Origin of the sequence: Pseudonocardia halophobica (genome assembly GCF_050948485.1) — a bacterium.
Classification (GTDB): Bacteria; Actinomycetota; Actinomycetes; order Mycobacteriales; family Pseudonocardiaceae; genus Pseudonocardia; species Pseudonocardia halophobica.
The window spans coordinates 2,743,882-2,759,465 of sequence record NZ_CP192046.1; the positions used below are offsets into that span (position 1 = coordinate 2,743,882).

The 15,584-nt window shown below is 77.7% G+C and carries 18 protein-coding genes; 10 read left to right on the plus strand and 8 right to left on the minus strand.

Annotated elements, in window-relative coordinates; all coding sequences use genetic code 11:
* Nucleotides 1-3: 3 nt before the first annotated feature.
* The 5 genes from ACQP04_RS13230 to ACQP04_RS13250 all read right to left on the minus strand — a co-directional run bounded on the left by ACQP04_RS13230 (nucleotide 4) and on the right by ACQP04_RS13250 (nucleotide 3,202).
* Entirely contained in the window at nucleotides 4-801 is a 798-nt protein-coding gene (locus ACQP04_RS13230; protein WP_433507339.1) for a universal stress protein, read from the minus strand.
* A 214-nt stretch (nucleotides 802-1,015) separates the two neighbouring features.
* Nucleotides 1,016-1,372, minus strand: a complete 357-nt coding sequence (locus tag ACQP04_RS13235) for a dsRBD fold-containing protein (RefSeq protein WP_433507340.1) — start codon at nucleotides 1,370-1,372, stop codon at nucleotides 1,016-1,018.
* Between the two features lie 417 nt (nucleotides 1,373-1,789).
* Nucleotides 1,790-2,560, minus strand: a complete 771-nt coding sequence (locus tag ACQP04_RS13240; protein WP_433507341.1) for a GAF and ANTAR domain-containing protein — start codon at nucleotides 2,558-2,560, stop codon at nucleotides 1,790-1,792.
* Entirely contained in the window at nucleotides 2,557-2,931 is a 375-nt protein-coding gene (locus ACQP04_RS13245; RefSeq protein ID WP_433507342.1) for a CBS domain-containing protein, read from the minus strand. The genes ACQP04_RS13240 and ACQP04_RS13245 overlap by 4 nt, the downstream gene beginning before the upstream one ends.
* 67 nt (nucleotides 2,932-2,998) lie before the next feature.
* The gene (locus tag ACQP04_RS13250; RefSeq protein WP_358211544.1) at nucleotides 2,999-3,202 is read right to left on the minus strand and encodes a DUF1918 domain-containing protein; all 204 of its coding nucleotides are present in this window, start codon (nucleotides 3,200-3,202) and stop codon (nucleotides 2,999-3,001) included.
* Nucleotides 3,203-3,482: 280 nt separating this feature from the next.
* Between ACQP04_RS13250 and ACQP04_RS13255 the strand changes: the two genes are divergently transcribed.
* On the plus strand, nucleotides 3,483-3,728 hold the full coding sequence (locus tag ACQP04_RS13255; RefSeq protein ID WP_433507343.1) for a hypothetical protein: 246 nt from the start codon (nucleotides 3,483-3,485) through the stop codon (nucleotides 3,726-3,728).
* A 29-nt stretch (nucleotides 3,729-3,757) separates the two neighbouring features.
* On the opposite strand, the gene ACQP04_RS13260 is transcribed toward ACQP04_RS13255, so the two are convergent.
* Nucleotides 3,758-4,615: a universal stress protein gene (locus ACQP04_RS13260; protein WP_433507344.1), complete on the minus strand. Its 858-nt coding sequence runs from the start codon at nucleotides 4,613-4,615 to the stop codon at nucleotides 3,758-3,760.
* A 301-nt stretch (nucleotides 4,616-4,916) separates the two neighbouring features.
* On the opposite strand from ACQP04_RS13260, the gene ACQP04_RS13265 reads away from it, so the two are divergent.
* From ACQP04_RS13265 to ACQP04_RS13305, 9 genes are all read left to right on the plus strand, one after another.
* Entirely contained in the window at nucleotides 4,917-6,707 is a 1,791-nt protein-coding gene (locus ACQP04_RS13265; RefSeq protein ID WP_433507345.1) for a GAF domain-containing protein, read from the plus strand.
* Nucleotides 6,708-6,795: 88 nt separating this feature from the next.
* On the plus strand, nucleotides 6,796-7,356 hold the full coding sequence (locus ACQP04_RS13270; RefSeq protein ID WP_433507346.1) for an Rv1733c family protein: 561 nt from the start codon (nucleotides 6,796-6,798) through the stop codon (nucleotides 7,354-7,356).
* Nucleotides 7,357-7,529: 173 nt separating this feature from the next.
* The gene (locus ACQP04_RS13275) at nucleotides 7,530-7,895 is read left to right on the plus strand and encodes an STAS domain-containing protein (protein ID WP_037041196.1); all 366 of its coding nucleotides are present in this window, start codon (nucleotides 7,530-7,532) and stop codon (nucleotides 7,893-7,895) included.
* 89 nt (nucleotides 7,896-7,984) lie between these two features.
* Nucleotides 7,985-8,197 (plus strand): hypothetical protein, encoded by a 213-nt coding sequence (locus ACQP04_RS13280; protein WP_037041199.1) that lies wholly within the window; start codon nucleotides 7,985-7,987, stop codon nucleotides 8,195-8,197.
* A gap of 174 nt (nucleotides 8,198-8,371) precedes the next feature.
* On the plus strand, nucleotides 8,372-9,268 hold the full coding sequence (locus tag ACQP04_RS13285; RefSeq protein ID WP_433507347.1) for a universal stress protein: 897 nt from the start codon (nucleotides 8,372-8,374) through the stop codon (nucleotides 9,266-9,268).
* Nucleotides 9,265-10,173, plus strand: coding sequence for a universal stress protein (locus ACQP04_RS13290; protein WP_433507348.1), 909 nt, complete (start codon nucleotides 9,265-9,267; stop codon nucleotides 10,171-10,173). The genes ACQP04_RS13285 and ACQP04_RS13290 overlap by 4 nt, the downstream gene beginning before the upstream one ends.
* Nucleotides 10,170-11,060: a universal stress protein gene (locus ACQP04_RS13295; protein WP_433507349.1), complete on the plus strand. Its 891-nt coding sequence runs from the start codon at nucleotides 10,170-10,172 to the stop codon at nucleotides 11,058-11,060. Before ACQP04_RS13290 ends, ACQP04_RS13295 begins: the two co-directional genes overlap by 4 nt.
* A gap of 85 nt (nucleotides 11,061-11,145) precedes the next feature.
* Nucleotides 11,146-12,534, plus strand: coding sequence for an MFS transporter (locus ACQP04_RS13300; protein ID WP_433507350.1), 1,389 nt, complete (start codon nucleotides 11,146-11,148; stop codon nucleotides 12,532-12,534).
* Between the two features lie 15 nt (nucleotides 12,535-12,549).
* Nucleotides 12,550-14,472: a helix-turn-helix domain-containing protein gene (locus ACQP04_RS13305; RefSeq protein WP_433507351.1), complete on the plus strand. Its 1,923-nt coding sequence runs from the start codon at nucleotides 12,550-12,552 to the stop codon at nucleotides 14,470-14,472.
* Nucleotides 14,473-14,479: 7 nt separating this feature from the next.
* Here ACQP04_RS13305 and ACQP04_RS13310 read toward each other — a convergent pair whose 3' ends face one another.
* Nucleotides 14,480-14,929: a GNAT family N-acetyltransferase gene (locus ACQP04_RS13310; protein WP_433507352.1), complete on the minus strand. Its 450-nt coding sequence runs from the start codon at nucleotides 14,927-14,929 to the stop codon at nucleotides 14,480-14,482.
* Nucleotides 14,930-14,990: 61 nt separating this feature from the next.
* The gene (locus ACQP04_RS13315) at nucleotides 14,991-15,425 is read right to left on the minus strand and encodes a CBS domain-containing protein (RefSeq protein ID WP_433507353.1); all 435 of its coding nucleotides are present in this window, start codon (nucleotides 15,423-15,425) and stop codon (nucleotides 14,991-14,993) included.
* Nucleotides 15,426-15,584 lie beyond the last annotated feature (159 nt).

Consider the following 15,584-nt stretch of genomic DNA (forward strand, 5'->3'; position numbering starts at 1 on the left):
CCGTCAGGCGCCGGCGCGCTCGGCCGCCGCCGCGGTCCGCACCACGACCACCGGACACGGGCCGCGGTGCACCGCGAGCCGGGCCGGCTCGTCCCAGCGCCCGGCCCCCTCCGGCCTGCCCAGGACCAGCGCCGCGGCGCCGGCGGCGCGCTCCAGCACGTGCTCGACGAACGGGCCCCGCACCCCGGCCGTCTCCACCCGGACCTCGGGGAACCGGGTGGTCCACGGCTCGAGCGCGGTGTCCAGCGCGGCGGCGGCGAGGAGGTCGGCGTCCGCGTCGCCGGTCTCGGGGACCTCGACGACGAGCGGGACGCCGCGGCCCGCGGCGAGCGGGAACGCGGCGGCGAGCAGCGGGGCGTCCCGCACGGGGTCGGCGACGGCGGCGACGACCACCGAGCGGTGTCTTCGGTGCGGCGCGCGCACGACTGCGACGGGGCAGCGGGCCCGGCCGACCAGGTCGAGGGCGACGGAGTCGTCGGCCGCCTCCGGCGGGTCGTCCCGCCCGCCCATGCCCACGACCAGCAGGGACGCCGCACGGGCGGCCTCGAGCAGCGCGGGTCCGGGCGCCCAGTGCGAGACCCGGCGCAGCACCTCGACCTCGGGGGCGACGGCCAGGGCCCGGGCGGTGGCCCGCTCGAGGAGCGCCTCGGCCCGGTGCGTCGACTCGTCCGCGCGCACCGCGTGCACGAGCACGAGGGGGACGCCGAGCGCGCGGGCCTCGCCCGCGGCGAACGCGACGGCGAGCAGCGACGCGTTGCTCCCGTCGACGCCGACCGCGACGGGCGATCCGGACAGGGTCACCGCGGGTCCCTCCCAGGCGAGCGTGGGCCGAGCGTGGGCCGGGGCGGGCGTTCCCCGTGAACGCCCGCCCCGGCGGGTCCACCCGTCCGCTCCCCAACGACGAGTGGCGGCCGGCGCGGTGCCTTCACGCTGCCGGCGACGTCGATGGTGCCCTCGCCGACCCCGCCCCGAGCAGGGTCGAAAGTCCCGTATTCCCGGGGGTCGCAGGGCGCTCTCAGCCCGGTGTGGTGAGGTGCCCGCGGACGTCGGTCGCGCCCTCGACCTCGTTGTGCGCCATCTGCTGCATCACCCGGGCGAGGTCGGCCAGTGCCTGGGCGGCGGCGAGCTCGTCGGCCAGGCCGGGGACGTCCGCGTCGGGTGGGGCCAGCCGCGCCTGCCCGGTCCCGACGAGCCGGTCGGAGACCCGGTCGTGCAGGCGCGCGACGGCCCGTGTCACCCCGGACCCCGCCTCGAGGTCCACGATCACGGTCCAGCGCTTGCCCTGCGGGATCCCGGTGCGGGCGCGGCCCGTGGCCGCCAGGGCGTCGGACAGCGCGTCGGACAGGGTGTGTGCGCCGGTCGGCTCGGTCATCGCGGTCCCTCCCGCCGTGGTGCGTCGAGCGTGCCTCGGCGCGACGCGCGGCGGAAGGGGCCGACGGGAACGACCGCCGGATTCGCCGGAACGGGTGGGGCCGCCCGGCGGGCCGGAGGAACCGGGGGACCGGTGCGGGCCCGGACGCGCGGCGGCGGCCGCCACGTCGGACCCGCACCGGCGGACGGGCCGCCCACCCGGGGGCTGGGGGGTGTAGCGCGGGTGGGTGACCCGGGTCCGTTCGGGAGGGGACGTCCGCGGGCGGCGGGGCACGCACCGGGCCGGACGCGACCGTGGGGGAGCGGGACCCGTGCGTACCGCGTCGCGGTCGCGCGCGCCGAGGACGGCGGTGGGTTCATGGGACCCGCTCGGACTGCCGGCTGCGCTGTGGGCTCAGGCGGACCGGATCCGGGCAGATTATCGCTCGGCGTGCGCCGCCGCAGCCGCCGGAAGCGTGCCCGTCTCGACGACGTCCAGGGCGACGTCGCGCAGCTTGCGGTGCAGCCGGCGGGATGCGGTGCGCAGCAGGTCGAACGCCTCGCCGCGGGTGGCCAGCCTGCGCGCCATGAGGATGCCGAGGGCGATCCCGATGTCCCGGCTCGAGCGCAGCGCCTCGTCGAGCTCGGCGGCGCGGCGGCGGTTGCGGGCGTCCGTGACCGCGAGGGCGGCGTGCGCGGCGAGGACGGTGCCGACGGCGACGGCGTGGTCGTCGAAGGCGCCCGGGGTGGCGGAGGAGAGGGTGAGCGCGCCCAGGACGTCGTCCTCGACGAACAGCCGGAAGCACAGCAGCCCGCGCACCCCGGTCTCGGCGACGGCGCGGCGGCTGAACCCGGGCCAGCGGGCGTCCGTGTCCAGGTCCGCCACCGCACAGACGAAGCGGTCGTGGATCACGCCGAGGCAGGGGCCCTCGCCGACCTCCTGCTGGATCTGGTCGACCCGCCGCGCGGTGCCGCCGGTCGACGCCACGGAGACCACGCCGCCGTGCCGGTCGACCAGGGAGATCCCCGCGTGGTCGCAGCCGGGCACGGTCGCCACGGCGTAGAGCGTGACGCGCTCCTGGGCGTCCTCGGGGGTCGGTGCGGTGCGCAGCGCCCGGGCGAGCCGGGCGAAGCGCTCGGCGAGCTCGACGGCGCCGTTCCCCGAGCCGTTTCCCGCGCCGTTCCCCGGGGCACCCCCGGAGCCGCTCACCGCGCGTCCCCCAGCACCCGCAACAGGTCGGTCAGGGTGACGATCCCGGCCACCCGGTCCCCGTCGAGCACCGGCACGACCCGCACGTCGGCCTCGCGCATGCGGTGCACCAGGCCGAGCAGGTCGCCGTCGGGCGTCGCGGTCGGGGCGTCCGTGCGCACCAGCGGCCCGACGGCGGTGGCGCCCCGCCTACCGTCCAACCGGTCCGGGACGAGGTCGGCCTCGGCGAGCATGCCGAGGAACCGGTCCCGCTCGTCGACCACCGGGACGTCCGAGAGCCCGTGGGCGGCGAGCGCCGCGGCGGCGTCGCGCACGGTGGAGGCCACCGCCACGACGAGCACCGGGCGGCTCATCACCTCGCGGACCTGCATCCGCGGAGCCTCCCGCCCGGACGGGGCCCTGGCCAGGGTCCGAAGCCCCGGACCACCGCGCACGCGCTCAGCGGGCCGTGTCGACGTGCGCGTCCGGGCCGGGGAAGAAGACCGACTCGTGGCCGTCCTGCCAGCGGACGCGGTAGTGCTCGGTGTCGCCCTCGCCGCCGAGGACGGCGACGATCGTCCCGCGCCGCCGGGCGGCGTCGAGGTGGTTGCTCTCGATGACGATGCGGTCGCCGACATGAGCCTGCACGATGCCTCCCTGCACGCGGGTGGGGCACCTCAGGATCGCGCGTCGGGCGCGCCGGGGCCAGGGTCCGGCGGGTCCCGGAGGTAGTAGGGACTTCCGGCCCTGGTGCGCGGCGGCCCCGCCGGGCAGTATCCGGTCCCGACGCCGCGCGAACCGCGGCAATGCGTGCGTGTCCCGGGCTCCGTCGGAGCAACGGCGGAGCCACCGGGCCGCCCGAAACCTCACCGATCGGCCCACCGGTCCGCTCGTCCACCTGCCCGGCCCGCCGCGTCCTGCGCGGCGCCGCACGAGGAGCCCGATGACCCTCACCGCTCTGCCCCTCACGTCGACCCCGCTCCCGATCCGGGAGTTCGACGCGGTCACCTCCGCCGTCGCGCGGCTCGCGATCGAGTTCTCCGGGCGCGTGCCGCACGGGGTGGTGGCACAAGTCGTGCGCGCGTGCCGGGCGGACCTGTCCGGCGTGCCCGCGGGGGCCGTGCCGGAGCTGCTGGAGCGGCTGGCCCGCCAGCGCCTGCTCGACCTCGCGGAGCTTGACCTGGTCTGACCCGGGCTGATCCGGGCTGAATCCGGGGTTCAGCCGGTCGGCCCGACCGGCAGCAACCCCGGCAGGGCGAGCACCTCGCCGCGCGGGGGCGTCGGCTCGGGCACGACCAGCACCGGGCAGCGCGCGGCGGTCACGGCGTCGTCGCCCGGCGAGCCGGCGACGGCGCGCAGCAGGGCCCCGCGGCCGGAGCGGCCGACCACGAGCAGCTCGGCGTCGACCGACAGCATCGTGAGCACCGCGGCCGGGTCGCCGTGCACCACCAGCGGATGCAGCTGCAGTTGCGGGTAGCCGATCCGCCAGGGCGACAACAGCTGGTCGAGATCGCGCCGGGCGCCCTCGGCGGTGTCGTTCCCGCCGTGGCCCCAGCCCGCGTCCGGGCCGAACGGACCGGGCAGCAGCCGGGCGAGGTCGGGCAGCCCGCGGCCCCCGGCGCGCCAGACGCGCACCGCGACCAGCTCGGCGTCGCGCTCGAGGGCCTCGTCGACGGCCGTGCAGAGCACCTCCTCCGGGGTCCACGGCGCGACCCCGACCACCACGCGGCCGCGGGCCGTCTCGTCCGCCGGCACGACGGCCGTCGGGCAGAAGGAGTTCGACAGCACCGGCTCGGAGGCCGGCGCGGGCAGTGCCAGCAGCGCGGCGTCGGCGGTCAGCGGGCGCAGCGCCCGCCGGACCGGGCCGGGCAGCCGGCGCAGGTCGACCGGGAGGCGCGGGTACTCGCCGCGCAGCCGGCGCACGGCGCGGGCGCCGTCCGCCCGGGTGCCGACGAGCTGCAGCGGCAGGTCCCGGCGGGTCGCCTCGGCCGCGGCCCAGCGCTGGGCGGCGATCCCGGCCACGGTCCCGCCGTCGTCGAGGACGAGGACCGGGCGCACCGGCGCGGCGAGCGTCACGGGCGGACCGTCCCGGCACCGGGCCCCGGACGGGGCGGGACGAGCGGGCGGGGTGCGGGGGAGTGCACGATCACCGCCCCAGCCTCCGTGGCCGGGGCCCCGCCCCGGCAGGGCCGGAAGTCCTCCGTCCGGGACGCCGACGACGGCCCGCGGAGCTGCGGGTTCCCCCGGCCGGGTGCCTGTTCGTTAGCCCTGCCGGGCCCCTGGCGCGCAGGTCCCGCCCTGCGTAGCGTGCAGGTCCGGGGTGCGTCGTGGGGGCGTCGGCGCACCACGCCGCCGGGGACCGTGCGCAGGGGGGCCGATGTCCGACGAGCCGTCCTCCGCCGAGCGGGCCCGGACGACCGGCCCGGGCCGGTCCCGTCCGGCCGAGCCGGCGCTGACCTTCCCCGACCTGCCGCGCCTGGAGCTCGAGCAGCTGCTGCGCCAGCTGGTCGACCGCGCCGGCGAGGTCATGGCCACCCAGGGCCGGTTGCGCGGGCTGTTGCGCGCCAACCAGGCCGTCGTCTCCGACCTGACCCTGCCCGCGGTGCTGCGGCGGATCTGCGAGGCCGCGCGCGAGCTCGTCGACGCGCGATTCGCCGCGTTCGGGGTGCTCGGCGCGGACGGGACCATCGCCGAGCTGGTCCAGGTCGGCATGGACGAGGCGACGGTGCGGTCCATGGACACCTTCCCCGAGGGCAAGGGGCTGCTCGGCGCGGTGATCGACGAGGGGAGGCCGATCCGGCTGCGCGCCGTCGCCGACGACCCGCGGTCCTCGGGCCTCCCGCCGGGGCACCCGCCGATGACGAGCTTCCTGGGCGTCCCGATCCGCGTGCGGGACGAGAAGTTCGGCGGGCTCTACCTCGCCGGGTGCGGGCGCGGCGAGTTCACGCCGGAGGACGAGGACCTCATGCGCGCGCTCGCCGCGACGGCGGCCGTCGCGATCGACAACGCCCGGCTCTACGAGTCCACCCGCCGCCGCGGCGAGTGGCTCGCCGCCACCGCCGAGGTGACCCGCGAGACGCTGGACCCCTCCGACGGCCGGCCGCTGACCGCGATCGCCGAGCGCAGCCGCGGGCTCACCGGCGCGGACCTCGCCGTCGTGCTGCTGCCCGACGACGAGGCCACGCTGCGGATCGAGATCGCCGTCGGCGGCCCCGGGCAGGACGAGCTCGCCGAACAGCTGCTCGGCGGTGTGGTGCAACGGGCGGGCTCCCTGTCCGGGCACGTGTTCGACACGTGCCGGCCGCTGCGGCTCTCCGACCCGCGGGAGCTGCACGACCTCGTACCCGCGGTCGCGGTGGTCGAGCTGCGGATCGGGCCGGTGCTCGTCGTCCCGCTGCTCGGGGCCGAGCGGACGGAGGGTGTGCTGCTGCTGGCCCGCGAGGTCGGCAGGCCGGTGTTCACCCTCGAGGACCAGAAGCTCACCGCCGGCTTCGCCAACCAGGCCGCGATCGCGCTGGAGCTCGCGGAGTCGCGCGTCGAGCGGGAGCGGCTGCACGTGCTCGACGAGCGCGAGCGGATCGCCGCCGACCTGCACGACCACGTGATCCAGCGGCTCTTCGTGGCGGGCCTGTCGCTGCAGGGCGTGGCCTCCCGGCTCACCGGCCCGGAGGCCACGCGGCTGGCCCAGGTGATCAACGACCTCGACGACACCATCGCGCAGATCCGCACGAGCATCTTCTCGTTGCAGCACACCGGCGACGACGAGGGCGTCCGCAGCCGGATCCTCGCCGTGGTCACCGAGTCGGCGCGACTGCTCGGGTTCACCCCGCTGCTGCGCTTCAGCGGCCCGGCCGAGACGCTCGTCGCCGCGGCGCACGACGAGACCCTCGTCGACGACCTGGTCGCCGTCCTGCGGGAGGCCCTGGCCAACGTGGCCAAGCACGCCGAGGCGTCGCGGGTGGAGGTCGACGTCGTGGCCGAGACCTCCGACGGCGACGACCGGCTCTCGCTGCTGGTCACCGACGACGGGAAGGGGCCCGGAGGGGGCCCGCGGCGCAGCGGCCTGGCGAACCTGGAACGGCGGGCGCGGCGCCGTGGCGGCAGCTTCGAGCTGTCCGCACGCACGCCGAGCGGCTCCCGGCTGCGCTGGGTGGCGGCCCTGTCCTGACGGGCGGGTCCCGGTCCCGACCGACGCCGGGACTCCTGCGGACCTTCGGCCCTGCCCGCCGTGCGCCGGCCTCCCGAGGCTGTCCGCCATGGCCCCACCGCCGCGCAGGTCCCGGCTGCCCCGGCGCCGGTCCGACCGCATCGCGGACCTCGCCGCGTGGGTGATCTGCGCCCTGGTGCTGGTCGCCCTGGGCGCGGCCCTCGTCGTGGGGCTCGGCATCCACCGCGACCTCTCCGCGCGCGCCGCGACCGAGGCCCGGGAGCGTACCCCGGTCACCGCCGTCGTCGCCGAGGACGTCCCCGTGGTCCCCGAGGCAGGCAACCGGATCCCGGCCGACGTGCGGTGGACCGGGCCCGACGGCGTCGAGCGCGTCGGGCGCACGGAGGTCGCCGCCCCGAAGCACGTCGGCGACGAGGTCGGCGCGTGGGTGACCGACGACGGCCGGCTGGTCCGCGCCCCCCTTGCCGCGCAGGAGGTCACGTTCGTGACGCTCACGTCCGCGGGCACGCTGCTGCTGCTGGGCGGGCTCGCGGTGGGCGGCCTCGCGAAGCTGGCGTTCGCCGGGGTCGCGCGGCTGCGCGCCGCCGAGTGGGAGCGGGAGTGGGCCGACGTGGAGCCGCGCTGGACCGGCCGGGCCTCCACGGGTTGACGGCTGTACGGGTTCGCGTGCAAGCCCTCGGGACCTTGGTCCCGACCGCCGGGGACCTCCGCGGGTACTGACCGCGTGTCGGCGCGACGGAGGGTTGTGGCATTCCCCGTGACGACCCCGTCGAGCCCGACGGGCCGACCCGCGCCCGGACGGGCGTGGAAGGAGCGGAACCCATGACCTCGGCGCTTCCCGTCCAGCTCTCCGTCGAGGTACCGGGCAGCGGCACCGTCCTGGTGCGTGTGGCCGGCGACCTCGACGCGGGCAACGGGACGCGGCTGCTCCGCCTGCTCGACGACCTGCTGCGGGACTCGTCGGCGCTGGTCGGCGGCCCGGCCGGGAACCGTCGCCGGCTGGTCGTGGACCTGCGCGACGTCCGCTCCTTCGAGTGCCGCGGCCTCGACGTCCTCCGGCACGCGCGGCACCGCGCCGCGACGGTCGGGGTGGACCTCGTCGTCGACGGGGTGGAGGACCGCAGACCCGTGCTGCCCGGCCGGGTGCTGGCCCTGCTCGACTCCGTCGCCCCGGCCCTCGCGGGCTGAGCGGGTCGAGGACCCCGGAGGGGCCGAAGGACCCTGGCGGCGGCCCCGCCCGGTGCGCTACACGTCCGGGGGTATCCGAGGAGGGTGTCGTGCACCGGAACGACCTGCGGTACGAGTCGGGCCTGGTCGAGGCGATCTGGGTGGGGGAGTGCCCCGCCTGCGGCGCCACGGTCCGGGTCAACCATCCCGCCCAGGCGGTGAGCTGGGAGTCGGCGCACTCCCGCTGCGGCTGCGGCCGCCCGCTGGTCCCGGACGAGACCGGCCGCGGCTGGCGGCCCCGGCGCGGGACGCCCGTGGGCTGAGCCCGGCGCGTTCCCGGGCGGCGGGGTCCTTCGTCCCCTCCCACCGGGCCGGAGAGCAGCAGCGGCGGCCTCCGGCCCCGGGTCACCGTGTCCCCGTCGACATCACGTCGACATCCGCGACGACATCGGTGACGACGCCCGCGGTGACGTCCCGGGGCGTCCGGGGGAGGAACGATGACGAACCAGCTCGGTGGCGCCGTGGTCGCCGGCGTGGACGGATCCGACTCGGCGCTCGACGCCACGCGCTGGGCCGCGGCCGACGCGGCCCGCCGCGGCACCCGGCTCCGGCTCGTCGCGGCCGTCGGCTGGACGACGTTCCAGCCCGCCGGTCTGCCCGCGCTCGGGCAGGAGTACCAGCGGCAGGTCACCGCCCGCGCGGCCGAGGAACACCTCGAGGCGGCGGTCGCGGCGGCCCGGGAGGTCGCGCCCGGCGTGGAGATCGAACGCGAGGTGCGCGGCGGCGAGGCCCCGGTCGTGCTGCGGATCGAGTCCGAGCGGGCGGCCCTGGTCGTGGTCGGCACGCGCGGCCGCGGCGGCTTCACCGGGCTGCTGCTCGGCTCGGTGGCGGTCGCCGTCGCGACGCACGCCGAATGCCCCGTGGTGGTCGTCCGCGGGACGACGGCGCCGGACGGGCCGATCGTCGTCGGGGTCGACGGCAGCGACGGCGGCGGCGAGAACGAGGCCGCGCTGGGCGTCGCGTTCGAGGAGGCGTCCCGGCGGTCGGTGCCGCTGGTCGCGGTGCACGCGTGGAGCGAGGCCGTGCTCGATCCCTTCCTCGTGCCGCTGCTCGACCGCAGCGTCGTGCAGGCGGAGCAGGAGAAGGCCCTCGAGGGGCGGCTGGCCGGCTGGACCGCGAAGTACCCCGGCGTCGACGTGCGCGCCGTGATCGTGGTCGACGGGGCGGCGCGGGAGCTGGTGGACCGCTCGACCGGGGCGGCGCTGGTCGTGGTCGGCTCGCGGGGGCGGGGCACGGTCGCCGGGGCGCTGCTCGGCTCGGTGAGCCAGGCCGTCCTGCACCACGCGGCCTGCCCGGTGGCCGTGGTGCGGCCCGAGGCGGGGACCCCGGCGTGACCGGCACCCCGGAGCGGACCGCCGGCGGGCCGGTGGTCGTCGGCGTGGACGAGTCCGACTCGGCGCGCGACGCGGTGCGCTGGGCCGCCGCCGAGGCCGCGCGCCGCGGCGCCCCGCTGCGTCTGGTGGCCGCGTTCGCGCCGATCCCGGCCGGGCACGTCGGCAATCCGGGCCTCGGCACGAGCTACCGGCGGGTGATGACCGAGGCCGCCCGCGGGGTGCTCACCTCGGCGGCCGAGCTGGCCGCGCAGGTCGCGCCCGGCGTCGCGACGGAGGCCGAGCTGCGGACCGGGTTCCCGGTCCCCGTGCTGCTCGACGAGTCGGACCGGGCCGTGCTGACCGTCGTCGGCAGCCGGGGCCTGGGCGGGTTCACCGGGCTGCTCGTCGGGTCGGTCGCGGTGGCGCTCGCCGCCCGGGGCCGGTCCCCGGTGGCGGTGGTGCGGGGCGACCCGGGCGAGGGGGCCGAGGGGGACCGGCCCGTGGTCGTCGGCGTCGACGGGTCGCCGACCAGCGAGTCCGCCCTCGCGGTCGCGTACGAGGAGGCCGCGCTGCGGTCCGCGCCGCTCGTCGCCGTGCACACCTGGCTCGACGACATGCTCGAGCCCGCCCTCGCCCCGGTGATCGACTGGGCGGCCCTGGAGACCGAGGAGAGCGCGCTGCTGGCCCAGCGGCTGGCGGGGTGGTCCGAGAAGTACCCCGACGTGGAGGTCCGCCGGCTGGTGGTGCGGGACCGGCCGGCGCGGGCGCTGGTCGCCGAGTCGGCCGGGGCCGCGCTCGTCGTCGTCGGGTCGCGGGGGCGCGGGGGCGCGGCCGCGCTGCTGCTCGGGTCGGTGAGCCACGCGCTGCTGCAGCACGCCCACTGCCCGGTGCTGGTGGTGCGCCCGGACGGCGGAGGGTCGGGATGAGCCTGCCGGGCACCGTCGTCGCCGGGATCGACGGGTCGGACCTGGCGAACGAGGCGGCGCGCTGGGCGGCGGCCGAGGCGGCCCGGCACCGGTGCGTGCTGCGGCTCGTGCGGGCCTACCAGCTGCCGCCGTCGTCGGCGCCCGAGGCGTCGTCGCTGCTCTGGTCGCACGCCCACCACCAGCTGTGGAACGCCGCGCACCACGCACGGGCGGTGGTCCCCGAGCTCGCGGTCGAGCAGGCGGTGGTCGAGGGTGACCCGGCGGAGGTGCTGCTGCGCGAGGCGGCGGGTGCGCGCGTGCTGGTGGTCGGGACGCGCGGCATCGGCGGGTTCGCCTCGCTGCTGGTCGGGTCGGTCGGCGCGGCGCTCGCGCGACAGACCCCGTGCCCGCTCGTCGTGGTCCGTGGCCCGGTCCTGTCCGACGCCGCGCTGATGCACACCGACCGCACCCGGCCGGTCGTCGTCGGGGTGGACGGGTCGCCGGCGAGCGAGCCCGCGCTGGCGTTCGCCTTCGCGGAGGCCGATGCCTGGGCGGCGCCGCTGGTCGCGGTGCACGCCTGGCTCGAGCACCTCGAGGACCCCGACGCGCTCGCCGGGCTCGCGGAGCTGGAGGAGCAGGAGCGCGAGCTCCTGGCCGAGCGGCTCGCGGGCTGGACCGGCAAGTACCCCGGCGTGCGGGTGTCGCGCGAGCTCGTCCACGGGCCGCCCGCGCGGACCCTCGTCGCCCGCTCGGCGCACGCCCGGCTGGTGGTCGTCGGCTCGAGCGGGCGCGGCCCGGTCGGCCGCCTGCTGCTCGGCTCGACGGGCCGGGCGCTGCTCCATCACGCCCTCGCGCCGGTGGCCGTGGTCCGCCCGGATGGTCCGGGGGCCACGCCGGAGCGCACCTGAGCCGGGCTGCGCCCACACCGGATTCGGAGGATGGTGTGGCCGCACCACATACTCGTGGGCCCCGCGCCGCACTACCGTCCGGACCATGACACAGCCGTCGACCCCCGCGGGATCCCCGCCGCGCACCTCACTGATCAAGGTCGTCGCCGCCTCGATGCTGGGCACGACGGTCGAGTGGTACGACTTCTTCCTGTACGGCGTGGCGGCCGCCATCGTGCTGCCGCACGTCTTCTTCCCGGCCGCGGACCCGGTCGCCGGCACGCTGCTGTCCTTCGGCACCTTCGCCATCGGCTTCGTCGCCCGCCCGCTCGGCGGCCTGGTGTTCGGCCACTACGGCGACAAACTGGGCCGCAAGAAGCTCCTGGTCGTCAGCCTCCTGATGATGGGGCTGTCGACCTTCGCGATCGGCCTGCTGCCGGGCTACGCGACGATCGGCGTCGCGGCGCCGGCGATCCTGGTGCTGCTGCGGCTGATCCAGGGCTTCGCGCTGGGCGGCGAGTGGGGCGGCGCCGTCCTGATCGTCTCCGAGCACGGCGACGCCCGCCGGCGCGGGTTCTGGGCGAGCTGGCCGCAGGCCGGGGCGCCGGCGGGCCAGCTGCTGGCCAACGGCCTGCTCGCGCTGCTCGCCGTGGTGCAGTCCGAGGAGGCGTTCAACTCCTGGGGCTGGCGGATCCCGTTCCTGCTCTCCGCGGTGCTGGTGCTCATCGGGCTGTACGTGCGGCTTTCCGTGGAGGAGTCGCCGGTCTTCCGCGAGGCGCAGGCCAAGGCCGCCGAGCGCGCGGCGGAGGGGAAGTCGCAGACCCTGCCGATCGTCGAGGTGCTGCGCCGCTACCCGCGCGAGGTCCTCACGGCCATGGGCGCGCGGTTCGCCGAGAACGTCTCGTACTACATCTTCACCATCGTGGTCTCGACGTACATGAAGGAGCAGTTCGGGCTGCCGTCGTCGTTCGTGCTCGGCGCGGTCCTGATCGGTGCCGCCGTGCACGTCGTGACGATCCCGCTGTGGGGCATGGTGTCCGACCGGATCGGCCGCCGGCCGGTCTACCTGCTCGGCGCCGTCGGCGTCGGCGCGTGGGCGTTCGCCTTCTTCGCGCTGCTCGACACGCAGAGCTTCGGGCTCACCGTGCTCGCCGTCGTGGTCGGGCTGATCTTCCACGGCGCCATGTACGGGCCGCAGGCGGCGTTCCTGTCGGAGCTGTTCGGCACCGGCGTCCGGTATTCGGGCGTGTCCATCGGCTACCAGCTCGCCTCGGTCGCGGCCGGTGGCCTCGCGCCGCTCGTCTCGGTGGCGCTGCTCGCCGCCTTCGGCACGGGCTACGCGATCGCCGTCTACGTCGCCGCCAGCGCGGTGATCACCCTGGTCGCGGTGGCCACCTACCGCGAGACCCGGAACCGCGACCTCGCCGCCGACGACGGGTTCGGCGACGGTTCCGCCGCGTCCCTGACGGACGGGTCCGCCGCGGCCCGACCCTGAGCGGGACCGGCACCGATGGCCCTGGCCCTGCCGCCGGGCGCGCTCACCGGGCAGGATGCGCGGGTGGCGCGCACCGTCCTCGACCTGCTCCGGCTGCTCGCCGACCGGGTCGACGGCGTCGACGGCGGGCGGGCCGACGGGGCCGGGCCGGCCGGCGTGCTGGAGCAGGCGGCCACCGAGCTCGCCGGCTCCGAGCCCGAGGCCGGGGCCCTGGTGCTGCGCATCCGGTCGGCGATGGACGCCGGCCGGCGCCGGGAGTCCGAGCTGGCCGCGCTGGTGGAGACCGCCCGGGAGCTCACCTCGCAGTCCGACACGGGCGGGGTGCTCGACGCGATCGTCCGCCGGGCCCGCGCCCTGCTCGGCACCGACCTCGCCTACCTGACCCTCTACGACGCCGACCGCGGCGACACCTACATGCGCGCCACGGCGGGCTCCGTGTCACCGCGGTTCCAGGCGCTGCGGCTGCCCCTCGGCGCCGGGCTCGGCGGGCTGGTCGCGGCCACCCGCAACTCGCACTGGACCGGGAACTACGGCGAGGACGAGCGCTACCGGCACACCGCGGAGATCGACGCCGCGGTGGGCGAGGAGGGGCTCGTCGCGATCTGCGGGGTCCCGCTGCTGGTCGACGCCGAGTTCGTCGGCGTGCTGTTCGCCGCCAACCGCTCCGCCCGGCCGTTCGCGCCCGAGGAGGTGGCGCTGCTCGGGTCGCTCGCCGCGCTCGCCGCCGTCTCGCTGGTGCAGACCCGCCAGCTCGCCGACACCGCCGCGGCCCTCGACGCCCTGCGCACCGCGCACGCCGCGATCGCCGAGGCGGCCGCGGCGCACGACCGGTTCGCCGGCGTGGTCCTCGAGGGCGGCGACGTCGCGGACCTCGCCGAGGCCCTCGGCCGGCTGCTCGACGCCTGGGTGGTGGTCCTCGACGCGGACGGCACCCCGGCCGCCCGCTTCGGCGCGACCCCGGACGACGGCTGCTGGGCGGAGGCGGTCCGGTCCGCGGACGAGGCGCCGGGCCGGCTGACCCGGGCGGGAGGCGCGTGGGCCGTCGCGGTGGTCGCGGCCGGGCAGCGGCTGGGCACGCTGCTGCTCGGCGGCGTCCCGGACCTCGACGCGGGGCAGGTCCGGACCGTCGAACGGGCCGCGATGGTCACGGCGCTGGTGCTGCTCTTCGGCCAGCGCGAGGCCGAGGCCGACCGCCGGGAGCGGGCCGAGGCGCTCACCGAACTGCTCGCGGTGGCCGACCGCCCGCGGCCCGCGGTGCTCACCCGGCTCGCCGAGCTGGGGGTCGCCGCGCGCCGCCCGCACGTCCTGCTGGTCTGCCGGTGCGCGCCGGGGAGGCGGCGGGCCGTCCTGCGCGACGCCGCGGCCGCCGGCGGGCGGGCCGGGCTCGTCGCCGAGCACGAGGGTGCCGTCGTCGCGCTGCTGCCCGGCACCGACCCCGCCGCCGCGGCCGAGCCGCTGGCCCACCCGGCCACCCCGGAGGAGCCCGAAGGAGCCGTGACCGTCGGCGCGGCCGGTCCCGTGCACCCCGCGGGCGGGCTCGCGGGGGCGCTGGCCGAGGCGCGCCGGTCGGCGGAGGCGCTGCTCGCGCTGGGCCGCGCGGGCGAGGCGGCCGCGGCGGCGGACCTGGGCTTCGCCGGGCTGCTGCTCGGCGACCGGCCGGACGTCGCGGGCTACGTGGCCGGAGTGCTCGGCCCGGTCGCCGAGCACGACGCCCGCCGCGGCAGCGAGCTGCTCCGCACGCTGGAGTGCTACTACGCGGCCGGGGCCAGCCCGAGCCGGGCGGCGGCCGCGCTGCACGTGCACGTCAACACGGTCGCGCAGCGGCTCGACCGGATCGGGGCGCTGCTGGGGGAGGGCTGGCAGGAGCCGGACCGGGCGCTGGAGATCCAGCTGGCGTTGCGGCTGCACCGCCTCGGCGCCCCGGGCCGGGCGGACTGACGTTCTCTCAGTTCACGTCGGAGCGCGGGACGCGCTTGCGCAGCTCGCCGTCGGCCTTCTCCTCGAAGCCGTGTGCGCGGAGCCAGGCGGAGATCTCCTCGCGGTCCGGGTGCGTCAACGGCACCACGTTGTAGACGTAGTTGAGGTGCCGCCGGCCCGCCTCGCGCTCGAGGTGGTCGAGGACGACCGAGCCCAGGCCCGCACCGCGCCGGTCCGGGTGCACGATGATCAGGATCTCGGCGTCGCCCCACGAGTCGTCGAGCCGGCCGTACCCGATCACGCCGCGGCCGTCCTCGGCCCGCCACCACTCGTCCGCCAGTGGGTCGCCGTCCGCGGGGGTGCCGAGCCCGAACAACGCCGGCGGGAGGTCGCCGAACGCCGCGGCCTTCGCGGCGTCCCAGCGCGCGGGCGCCTCCTTGGTCCAGCCGTCCGCGTCGCGGGTCACCTCGACGTCCACGGTCGTCCTCCTCACAGCCGGGCGGGGCCACGGTACCGCCGCGCGACGGGTCCCGCCGTCCTCAGCGGACCCGGCCGGCCAGGGCGCGGACCAGGTCCGTCGCCGTCACCAGGCCGAGCGGGCGACCCGCCGCAACGACCATGAGGGCGTCGGTGCACTCGCGGTCCATGCGGGCGGCGACCTCGTGCAGCGGGGTGCCGGGCGGGACCTCCGGCGCGGGCCGGAGCACGTCGGCGACCAGGAGCGTCGCGGCACCGAACGGGCCCTGGCGGGCGGCGAGCCCGCGCAGCAGGTCGACCTCGGCGACCATGCCGAGGCAGCGGCCCTCGCGGACGACGGGCAGGTGCCGCACGTTCCCGGCCACCATCAGCCGCAGCGCGGTGCCCAACGGGGTCGCGGGGTCCACGCCGACGAGCCGGCGCGTCATGACCGCCTCGACGGGCGGGTCGTCGTCGAGGGTCTCCGGCGGGGCCGGGCGCTGGCGCTGCTCGGTCATGATCGCTCCTGAAGGGCCGGTCCGGACCCGCAGGATGGCCCGCCCGGCCCGGCCGCGGCAGGGACCGACGGCCCGGACCGTCACGGCGGGCGGCCCCGGCCGGGGCGGTCCGCAGCGGGGACCTTCGCCTCTCGCGACGGCCGGTCGCCGGTGCCGAGA

Excerpts from the sequence above, each read along its gene's own strand:
- ACQP04_RS13285 (WP_433507347.1), top strand. The coding sequence starts at position 8,372 with ATGACGAACCAGCTCGGTGGCGCCGTGGTCGCCGGCGTGGACGGATCC.
- ACQP04_RS13270 (WP_433507346.1), top strand. The coding sequence starts at position 6,796 with ATGGCCCCACCGCCGCGCAGGTCCCGGCTGCCCCGGCGCCGGTCCGAC.
- ACQP04_RS13235 (WP_433507340.1), bottom strand. The coding sequence starts at position 1,372 with ATGACCGAGCCGACCGGCGCACACACCCTGTCCGACGCGCTGTCCGAC.
- ACQP04_RS13245 (WP_433507342.1), bottom strand. The coding sequence starts at position 2,931 with ATGCAGGTCCGCGAGGTGATGAGCCGCCCGGTGCTCGTCGTGGCGGTG.
- ACQP04_RS13275 (WP_037041196.1), top strand. The coding sequence starts at position 7,530 with ATGACCTCGGCGCTTCCCGTCCAGCTCTCCGTCGAGGTACCGGGCAGC.
- ACQP04_RS13255 (WP_433507343.1), top strand. The coding sequence starts at position 3,483 with ATGACCCTCACCGCTCTGCCCCTCACGTCGACCCCGCTCCCGATCCGG.
- ACQP04_RS13305 (WP_433507351.1), top strand. The coding sequence starts at position 12,550 with ATGGCCCTGGCCCTGCCGCCGGGCGCGCTCACCGGGCAGGATGCGCGG.
- ACQP04_RS13300 (WP_433507350.1), top strand. The coding sequence starts at position 11,146 with ATGACACAGCCGTCGACCCCCGCGGGATCCCCGCCGCGCACCTCACTG.
- ACQP04_RS13265 (WP_433507345.1), top strand. The coding sequence starts at position 4,917 with ATGTCCGACGAGCCGTCCTCCGCCGAGCGGGCCCGGACGACCGGCCCG.
- ACQP04_RS13315 (WP_433507353.1), bottom strand. The coding sequence starts at position 15,425 with ATGACCGAGCAGCGCCAGCGCCCGGCCCCGCCGGAGACCCTCGACGAC.
- ACQP04_RS13295 (WP_433507349.1), top strand. The coding sequence starts at position 10,170 with ATGAGCCTGCCGGGCACCGTCGTCGCCGGGATCGACGGGTCGGACCTG.